Raw genomic sequence first — 2954 nt, 5'->3', positions numbered from 1 at the left:
TGCGCTCCTCGCACCTCAGGGAGCAGGGGTGGGGTTATGCGATCCTTTCGGATCAGCGCGGCCAGGGAGCGATGGGGTTCCCCTGCCAGCGGGTGTGGGCCGGGACCACGTCGCCGCGCATGACCAGCGATGCCGGCCCGACGGTCGCCGAGTCGCCGAGTCCGGACGCCGGTAGGGCGACGCAGTGCGGGCCGAGGGTCGCGCCCGCCCCGAGCGTGACACGGTCGATGGCCATGACCCGATCGTGGAACAGGTGGGTCTGCACGACGCAGCCGCGCTGCACGGTCGCGCCGTCGCCGAGGGTGACGAGGTCGGCCTCGGGGAGCCAGTAGGTCTCGCACCAGACGCCGCGGCCGATCTTGGCGCCGAGCATCCGCAGCCACAGGTTGAGGATCGGCGTGCCGGTCGCGGCGTTGGCGAACCACGGAGCCGCGACTGTCTCGACGAAGGCGTCGGACAGCTCGTTCCGCCACACGAACGAACTCCACAGCGGATGTTCGCTCACCGTGATGCGGCCGACGACCAGCCATTTCGCCGCCGCCGCGGTGACGCAGGCGATCGCGCCGACGACCAGCAGGAGCAGACCGCTCACCGCTGCCGCGAGCCCGTAGTGCTCATGGACGGCCACGTACTGCAGCGCGAGCAGTAGTCCGACGCCGAGCCCGAACGAGACCATGACCGGCACGAGGCGCAATGTCTCGATCAGCGAGCGGGCGACCTTGAGCGTCGCCGGCGGGTCGAAGGTGCGCGAGGTGTCGATCTCGGCGGCGGTGCGGCGCAGGCGGACCGGTGGGCTGCCCAGCCAACTCGAGCCCGACTTGGCCCGGTCGGGCGTCGCCGACAGCACGGCCACCAGACCGTTCTTGGGGACCTTGCGCCCGGGGCCGGTCATGCCGGAGTTGCCGAGGAATGAGCGCTTGCCGATCTTCGCCTCGTCGATGTGGAGCCAGCCGCCGCCGAGTTCGTACGACGCGACCATCGTGTCGTCGGCGAGGAAGGCGCCGTCGCCGATCGTGGTGAATCGGGGGAGCACGAGCGCGGTCGAGATCTCGGTTCCCTCGCCGACCTTCGCGCCGAGGATGCGGAACCACGTGGGGGTCAGCAGGCTGGCATACAGCGGGAACAGATACGTGCGGGCCGCGTCGAGGAGGCGTTCGGTGATCCAGACCTGCCAGCCGACGCGGGACCGGACCGGGTGATACCCGGTGTGGAGCCCGATCGAGGCGAGCCGGACCAGGACCGCGGTGATCGCCGCGAACACGAACAGGCTCGTCACGGTGGCCACGGGTAACAGGATCAGCGCGCGGATCCCGACGTCGCGCAACCGGTCCGCGGTCAGCGCCCAGGCGCCGATGACGGCCAGGCCCGAGGCCAGCGAGAGCAGGGGGATCGCGGCGAGCCCCAACGACGACAGTCCGTAGATGGGTACCCACCACGTCGCCCGCGGGGGCCGGTGGTCGGGCCAGGGATGCTCGGCCTTGCCGATCTTCACCGCGGGCGACCCGGCCCAGTGCTGCCGGGCCTTGACCCGCCCGAACACCGCCGAACCCGGGGCGACGACCGCGTCACGTCCGACGACCGCACCAGGGGTGAGCGTCGACCGGGCGCCGATCGACGCGCCGCGTTTGATGGCGATCTCGCCGATGTGGACGTCGTCGCCGTCGATCCACCATCCGGAGATGTCGACCTCGGGTTCGACGGACGCGCCGTCCCCGACCGTGAGCAGTCCGGTCACCGGTGGGATGGTGTGCAGGTCGACGCCGCGCCCGATCGACGCCCCGAGAGCCCGCGCGAGGTAGATCATCCACGGCGCACCGGACAGGTTGGCGGCACCGCTGGCGTCGAGGAGTCGCTCGGCCACCCACAACCGGACGTGGACGCTCCCGCCCCGCGGATGAACGCCCGGAGCGACCCCGGCGAGGAGCACCCGCGCACCGAGCGCCGCGATGCACATGCGACCGGGCGGGGTGATGAAGATCAGGAACGCCGCGAGCAGGACCCACCAGTTGATCTCGACCAGCCACTCGACCGTGCGATCCATCCGGTCGGCGACGAGCAGCGCCACGTTGTTCGCCACACCGAGCCATGTGGCCCACTGCAATCCGGTGAGCGTCGTCAGCGGGATGGTCAGCAGGAGCTGCGCCAGCCCGGCCGAGCGTGGGGTCGGTTCGACGAGGCGTTCATCGATGCTCGTCGTCGGGCGGCGGGCGTCGAGCATCTCGGCCATGGACCCGAGGCGCGGACGGTCGTAGAGATCGGCCACCGAGATGTCGGGGTAGCGTTCCCGCACCGCGGTGACGAGCTGGGCCGCGGCCAGTGATCCACCGCCCTCGGCAAAGAAGTCGACGTCCGGGCTGGAGACGGTCATGCCGAGGACGTCGGTCCACAGCTGCGCCAGCCACAGTTCGGTCTCGCTGAGTTCAACGTCGTCATCCACTGGTCTGTCGCTGCCCGGCAGGGGCCAGGGCAGCGCATCACGATCAACCTTTCCCGAAGTGCGCGTAGGCAATTCGTCGACGAGGGCGAGGGTGGGGACCATCGCGGCGGGCAGCTGTCGCCGCAGCTCGGCATGCGCCTCGGCGACGTCGAAGCCGGGATCGGCCGACACGAGATAGCCGACGAGCAGACTGTTGCCAGCCGCGGACTTGCGGACCGCGGCTGCGGCTCCGCTCACGCCGGGCAGGTTCTGCAGAGCGTTGTCGATCTCGCCGAGTTCGATGCGCCGTCCGCCGACCTTCACCTGGTCGTCGGCGCGGCCCATGAACAACAGGCCGGCGGTGTCCAGGCGCACGAGATCGCCACTGCGATAGGCGCGTTCCCAGCCGAGCGTGGGCATCGGTGCGTACTTCTCCGCGTCCTTCGCGGGATCGAGGTAGCGCGCCAGGCCGACGCCGCCGATAACCAGTTCGCCGACCTCGCCTTCGGCCACCGGTTGGCCCTGGGCATCGACGACC

The 2954-nt window shown here is 70.5% G+C and carries 1 protein-coding gene; it reads right to left on the bottom strand.

Annotated elements, in window-relative coordinates; genetic code table 11:
• Nucleotides 1–52: 52 nt before the first annotated feature.
• A partial coding sequence (locus M4D77_RS23665; protein WP_259937712.1) for a Pls/PosA family non-ribosomal peptide synthetase occupies nt 53–2954 on the bottom strand: 2902 nt, incomplete at its 5' end.

The sequence above is a fragment of the Gordonia sp. p3-SID1431 genome, from assembly GCF_025143765.1.
GTDB lineage: Bacteria > Actinomycetota > Actinomycetes > Mycobacteriales > Mycobacteriaceae > Gordonia > Gordonia hongkongensis.
Note: the sequence above shows the minus strand (reverse complement) of the source record. Positions and strands in the feature narration are given on the sequence as shown.